Origin of the sequence: Pseudanabaena sp. 'Roaring Creek', assembly GCF_001402795.1 — a bacterium.
GTDB lineage: Bacteria > Cyanobacteriota > Cyanobacteriia > Pseudanabaenales > Pseudanabaenaceae > Pseudanabaena.
Genome location: NZ_LIRE01000209.1, coordinates 1 through 6,971, shown reverse-complemented (window position 1 = coordinate 6,971; position 6,971 = coordinate 1). Strand labels below are relative to the sequence as shown.

The 6,971-nt window shown below is 46.9% G+C and carries 3 protein-coding genes; 2 read left to right on the top strand and 1 reads right to left on the bottom strand.

The window, feature by feature from the left end; genetic code table 11:
- Nucleotides 1-175 precede the first annotated feature (175 nt).
- Nucleotides 176-1,558: a TldD/PmbA family protein gene (locus AC805_RS06780; RefSeq protein ID WP_082429422.1), complete on the bottom strand. Its 1,383-nt coding sequence runs from the start codon at nt 1,556-1,558 to the stop codon at nt 176-178.
- A gap of 494 nt (nt 1,559-2,052) precedes the next feature.
- Here AC805_RS06780 and smc point away from each other — a divergent pair, with 494 nt between their 5' ends.
- Both smc and ilvC read left to right on the top strand, forming a co-directional pair.
- Nucleotides 2,053-5,649 carry a chromosome segregation protein SMC gene (gene smc / locus AC805_RS06775; protein WP_055074713.1) on the top strand — a complete coding sequence of 1,199 codons (3,597 nt, stop codon included), beginning with the start codon at nt 2,053-2,055 and terminating at the stop codon, nt 5,647-5,649.
- 194 nt (nt 5,650-5,843) lie between these two features.
- The gene (gene ilvC / locus AC805_RS06770; RefSeq protein WP_055074712.1) at nt 5,844-6,839 is read left to right on the top strand and encodes a ketol-acid reductoisomerase; all 996 of its coding nucleotides are present in this window, start codon (nt 5,844-5,846) and stop codon (nt 6,837-6,839) included.
- Nucleotides 6,840-6,971 lie beyond the last annotated feature (132 nt).

Sequence of the window (6,971 nt, the reverse complement as noted above, 5' to 3'; positions counted from 1 at the left end):
TTAAAACCCAGAAGAGCATACTGCTCGCTGCGCGGGCAGTATGCTCTCTGGTTTCCTAGCTACTTATACCAATTCCCAAAAGTGTGGCAACACTTTTGGGAATTGAAAACCAAACCCAGTAAGGGTTTTAAAATCACAAAATGGCGTAGCCATTTTGTGATTTGGTATTACTTGGCTATAGAGTAAATGTAAAATCCTTTACGAGCATTCCTGGAACGAGAATACCTCCGAGCGATCGCTTTTCATAGGTACTTACGTTAGGAATAAACTCGCGAAAATCCGTTAATTCCTCTAGGTTTTTGCCCAAAAAATTATAGATGCTATCGTCAAAGCGTAGATTCTCAATAGGGGCGATAAACTCACCTTGATCTACCCAAAAGCAGGCATAGCGTGTCATACCCGTGATCCTGCCACCCGTGCGATCGCTCCAGTTTAGGTAATGGAGGTTTGACAAGTAAAGTCCAGTATCCAATTGTTGGAGAATATTGGCTGCTGCTAAGCTGCCTGCGGCAACTTCAGGCGATCGCATTGATTCACCCACGCTCGCGCCATTGCCTTCTTTGTTATATTCCTTAGCACTGCGCGAACTAATTAAAGTATTGACGAGATTACCATCGGCAATGACGGGCAAAAATTCAGGAGCGACTTCTCCGATACTGTTGAAACGAGGCACATTCCCGTAGGTGAAATTCTCGCTAAGAGATAGTAAAGGGGAGAGTTTTTTTTCTTGATTCTTTAATTTTAAAAGAGCGCTGCTACTCTGTTGTAAGCTCGATTCGCCCACGCTGTTCGCAATAAAGCCTAATAGATCCGACGCTGCCGCAGGGGCAAAGTAAGTGTGATATTGTCCGCGCTCTAGAGTTTTGCTTGGTCTTTGTAGGGCTGCTAATTGTTCTTTTGAGCGGTTAATCTGGAAGTTATAACTCTCTGGTTGCCATTCTTTACCAGCATAAATTCCCTTAACTGCTTTTTCGCCAGAATTCGTTTGGACAAACATGGAATAATCGACAAAAAAAGAATCCGTGGCAAACCAATGTCTCTGACCTGCGGAGTTAGCATTAGCGCGGATGATTAAGCCAGATGCATATAGCCCCGCGAAATCTACGGTGCTATTGACGGGATTGGTGACTGGGGTGAGAATTGCGGCGATCGCCTCTTCGTCGTTTAACAAACTGCCCTGATAAACTTCACGGCTGGAACCTTGGTTTTCGGGAATCACCAGATAGGGATTTTCGGGGATTTGGGCGACCTCTTTCCGCAAATAATCGAGACTAGCGATCGCGTAAGCCGTATCGCGATCGAGATTGCCTGTAAATGGGAACTCAGCATAGGCTTCCCTCTGATTGCTGATTAACGAAATTGTGATATTTCCATCGGCGACAAATCCTGATTGGCGAACTTTTGCCTTGTTAAATCTGGTAAATTGGCTGCGCTCGCTCTCTAGGCTAATAGTTAAATATTCACTACTATACAGACTCGTAATTAGGCGATCGGTTAACTGATCGAAAACATCTTCTAGTAACTGTTCTTCCAGATGTCTGCCCATTAATCTGTCCATTAAAAATTAACTCCCAGCAAAAGTTTGTATGTAAGTAGTTCAGCTAGTTCGGTATAGTTCAAACTACTTTAAACATAACCTTTAAACATAACATTTACAGAAAATATAGCTATAGTCAGTAATGTTGGGACAAACATCAAACCCAATCAAGAGTTGCGGCGCGAAGCGCCGCAACTCTTGATTGGGTTTGATGTCCTGACTTAAGTGGCTATAGCTATATCAAGAACGCTTTGGTTGTAGGTAGCTAGACGTAATTAAATATAAAACTTGCGGCGTACGCTGCAAGTAAGCCGCAGGTTTTAGGATTTTTGTGGATAAGCCCACTTAACTTATGGGCTTATCCACAAAAATCCTCGGCGATACTTATGCCATTTCGTCCAACTTGTGATAACGTATTGGCACTTTCGTGCTGTCAGAACTCGACCTCGCACATAGTACCTCGCACATAGTCTATATCTCAGATTGTTAAACCTCGGTCAGCCCGCGATCGCCCTATGTACATTAAAAATGTAGAACTCACCAGATTTAAGTCCTTTGGCTCTACTGTATCGATCCCACTGATGACGGGTTTTACAGTGGTTTCGGGTCCCAATGGTTCGGGTAAATCGAATATTCTTGATGCTTTGCTATTTGCGCTGGGGCTAGCAGGTTCTAAGGGGATGCGCGCCGATCGCTTGCCCGACTTGGTTAACCAAGCCCATAGCAAGAAGGGGCGGATGGTCGAAGCGATCGTTACCGTTACCTTTGCCTTAGATGAAACTGAGATTTCGGCTTTTCAAACCGAGGGGATCGAAGTTCCTACGGCGGAGGGAAAGGAAATTGGTGAATGGACGGTGATGCGGAAGTTACGGGTTACTAGCCAAGGAACCTATACTTCGACTTACTATATTAATGGAACGCCTTGCAATTTAAGCGAACTGCACGAACAGTTGGCTAAATTCCGCATTTATCCCGAAGGCTATAACGTAGTTTTACAGGGTGACGTAACGGGCATTATCTCGATGAATTCGCGGGAAAGACGGGAAATTATTGATGAATTGGCAGGGGTGGGTGAGTTCGATCGCAAAATTTCCACCGCAAAAGATAAGTTAGACGATGTTAAGACCCAAGAGGAGCGATTTCGGATTGTCGAGCAGGAACTCATTGCCAATAAGGATAAATTAAAAAGCGATCGCGTGAAGGCGGAGAAATATAAAGCGCTGCGCTTGGAATATGAGCAGATGGAAGCGGCGGAATCCGTACTTAAACAGCGTGAGATTTTATATAACCAATCACTCCGTAATGTTGAATTAGTCAATAATAAGGAACAATGCGGCAATTTAGAGAAATCCTTAACCGAACTTTCGCAGGTAATTGAAGTCGGTACGGTTCACCTGAATGAATTAAACGATCGCGTCCATACCCTTGGGGAAGAAGAATATCTTTCTGTTTCGAGTAACTTGTCCGCACAACAGGCAGAACTGCGAGGCTTGCAACGCCAGCAGCAGTCTCTGACTAGTTCTTATCAAAACAATCAAACCCATATTGTCAATACCCAAGAGGAAATCGATCGCCTCCTTCGCGAAGCTGAAGAACTAGAATCGCAAAAGCAATTTAAGGAAGAGTCGGTCGTTACGGCGGAAAAGGCTCGCGATCAACAGGCTGCGATCGTTTCGCAATATCGCAAGGAAGTCCAAGCGATCGCCTCCGCATCATCGGATTGGGTACGCCAGCAAACCCAATTACGCCACGACATCGATAAGCTGCAAGGAGAACTCGATCCGCAAAAGCAAGAGCAAACTAGACTGAAAGAAGTCCTTAACCAGCGATCGCTGCAATTGGAATCCCAAGAGCGTGAACTGCAAGAAATCCTTGCAGGCGAAGGACGCTATGCTGTCGATATGCTTTCTAATCAGTCCCTTGAGGATGCCTTGCGCTTGCAAGAGGCGGAGGTCAATGGAGCGGAAATCTTAGTACAGACTTTAGCCAAAAATCTTGCGGAAGCTCAGTTAGAAGTGCAGCTCCAAAATGAAACGATCGAGCGCTTGACGCAAGAGCAGAGAGTTAAGACCCGACAACTCGATAAATTGGAAGCACAGGTGCAGGCAAGTCGCGAAGTACAGGGAACCAGAGCGTCGCAAGTAGTCATTGAAGCCGATATGTCTGGCGTGTATGGTTTAGTTGCCCAATTGGGACTGGTCGAACCCAGATTTCAATTAGCCCTTGAGATCTGTGCGGGGGGACGCTTAGGTAACCTTGTGGTGGAAAACGATGAAGTAGCTGCTGAAGCGATCGCCTTGCTGAAGCGCGAGCGGGCTGGGCGAGCCACATTTTTGCCCCTCAATAAGCTGCAAGCGGTGAGATTTCCCTCCCGCATCGAAGCTCAGAAATTAGGGGCGATCGACTATGCCTTTAACCTCGTTACCTACGAGGATCGTTACCAAGATGTTTTCTCCTTTGTTTTTGGCAATACGCTTGTATTTGAGACGCTCGATCAAGCGCGATTTCACATTGGCAAATATCGCATGGTGACCCTTGAGGGCGAGATTCTCGAAACATCAGGAGCGATGACGGGCGGCAGTGTTATTCAGCACAATAGTTTGCATTTTGGTAATGCCAAACCTGCGGAATCTTCCGAAACTAAGCAACTGCGCGATCGCCTTATGGAAATCGATCAGATGCTAACGCGACTCAACCAACGTTTGCGGGGAGCCTTAACGGGGATCGCCAAGTATGAGGAGCAACTGCAATCCGCAAGAACTAACCATCGCGAAGCTCAGCTCAAGCGCGATCGCATTTATGAACAGATCGAGCGTAACAGCCGCGATCGCTCTCGTTTGCAAGATCGAATTCAACAAACCCGTGCGGCGATCGAAATCGGTCAAGCGCAACTAATTTCCCTAGATGGTAATGCTGCCGAACTTGAAGCCCAGTTGATGGTCAAACGCGCCGAGCTTACCGAGCTAGAGAAATCAAGTACCCATAGCCGCTGGTTGCAAGCGCAAGATGCGTTACAGGGACAAGAAGCTCTATTAAATAGTGCCGAAATTGAACTGCGTACCGCTAAGCAACAGTTAGGAGAATTAGAAAACCAGCATAAGTTAGCCTTGGAGAAAATGGCGCAACGTCAAACGCGACTTCAAGAACTACGCAGTACTCAAGCGGAACTAATCAATAGCACATCGCAAATTCAGCATCAACTCAAGCAGACTGAAACGGCGATCGCCTCCTATCAGTCCCGCTTGGAAGTTCTCGAACAGACAATTGGTGCGGCGAAACAGGAACGCGATGCCTGCGAGCGATCGCTGCGCACACAGCAACAACAACAGCAGCAGATGCAGTGGCAGATGCAAAAAAATCACGAACGGCAAGCCGAACTTGAGCTGCAAATCGCTCAATTTGCCGAACAACTCAGTCAGATCGAACTTCCCGATCCGATCCCTGAAGTTCCTGAAACCATGACTCTAGAGCAGTTGCAGCTAGAGCAGCGGCGCTTGCTCAAGCGGATTCAGTCCATGGAACCTGTAAATATGATGGCGATCGCGGAATACGAAGCCACATCTCAACGCCTAGAAGAACTTAGCACTCGTCTCGAAACCCTCAATCAAGAGCGTACCGAACTCTTGATCCGTATTGAGAACTTCACCACGCTGCGCCAGCGTGCTTTCATGCAAGCCTTTGATGCCGTTAACGGACATTTTAAAGAAATCTTTGCCGAGCTCTCCGATGGTGATGGTTATCTACAACTGGAAAATCCTAATGCCCCCCTTAGTGGTGGACTTACCCTAGTTGCCCATCCTAAAGGCAAGCAAGTCCAACATCTCGCATCCATGTCTGGGGGCGAAAAATCCCTTACAGCCCTCAGTTTCATCTTTGCGCTTCAGCGCTATCGCCCTTCGCCCTTCTATGCCTTCGATGAAGTCGATATGTTCCTAGATGGTTCCAATGTCGAGCGCTTGTCGAAAATGGTTCGCAAGCAAGCTAACCTCGCGCAATTCATTGTGGTCAGTCTGCGTCGCCCCATGATCGAAGCCTCAGAACGCACGATCGGGGTAACCCAAGCACGCGGCGAACATACTCAGGTATTGGGCTTAGAACTGCGATCGGGCTGATGCGAAAACAAAAAGGCGGCGCTTCGCGCCGCCTTTTTAGTCAATAAACAACGATAGTAGTGACAAATTTGTTTCTGGAGAGGGGGCGCTTTTTGCTAGACTAGAAAAAGTGTTTGAAGGCAATTGACAATAAATCTTCCAAACTACATTTAAAAACTACTCACTCAATCTTTTGTCTCGGAGATAACCACACTATGGCTCGGATGTACTACGACACGGACGCAAATCTTGAATTTCTAGCAGGTAAGACAGTTGCAATTATCGGCTACGGTTCTCAGGGTCACGCCCATGCCCTTAACCTCAAGGATAGCGGCGTGGATGTCATCGTGGGGTTATATCAAGGCAGTCCCTCATGGCAAAAAGCTGAAGCTGATGGTCTTACTGTTAAGACCGTTGCTGATGCATCGGCTGCTGCTGACCTGATTATGATTTTATTGCCTGATGAAACTCAAAAAGCAATTTATGCTACCGAAATTGCACCTAACCTCAAAGCAGGCAATACCCTAGCCTTTGCCCATGGTTTTAATATTCACTTCGCACAAATTGTACCTCCTGCCGATGTGGATGTGATTATGGTCGCACCTAAAGGTCCTGGACATTTGGTACGTCGTACCTATACCCAAGGTCAAGGCGTACCTGCATTGTTTGCCGTGTATCAGGATGCAACGGGTAATGCTCGCGATCGCGCTATGGCCTATGCCAAGGGTATCGGCGGCACTCGCGGTGGCGTTTTGGAAACAACTTTCCGTGAGGAAACTGAAACCGATTTATTCGGCGAACAAGCCGTACTTTGCGGTGGGTTGTGTGCCTTGATCAAAGCTGGCTTTGAAACCCTTGTTGAAGCAGGATACCAACCAGAACTCGCCTACTTTGAATGCTTGCACGAAGTAAAACTCATCGTAGACTTGGTGGTTGAAGGCGGTATGTCAAATATGCGCTACAGCATCTCTAACACCGCTGAATATGGTGATTACACTCGCGGTCCTCGCGTAGTTAACGAGCAGACCAAAGCCGAAATGAAAAAGATTCTCTCCGAAATTCAGTCTGGTCAATTTGCTCGCGAATTCGTTCTCGAAAATCAAGCTGGCAAGCCAGGATTCACTGCTATGCGCCGTCAAGAAGCCGAGCATCAGATCGAATCTGTGGGTAAAGATCTTCGCGCCATGTTTAGCTGGTTGAAAAAGATCTAGTCCCATTAATTAGCTAGTAGCGATTAAATCAGTAGCTAGGCATAATTAAAAACCAAAACCAGAGAACGTACCGCCCGCGTAGCGGGCGGCACGCTCTTCTAGGTTTTAAGTTTACTTATGCCTAGCTACTTA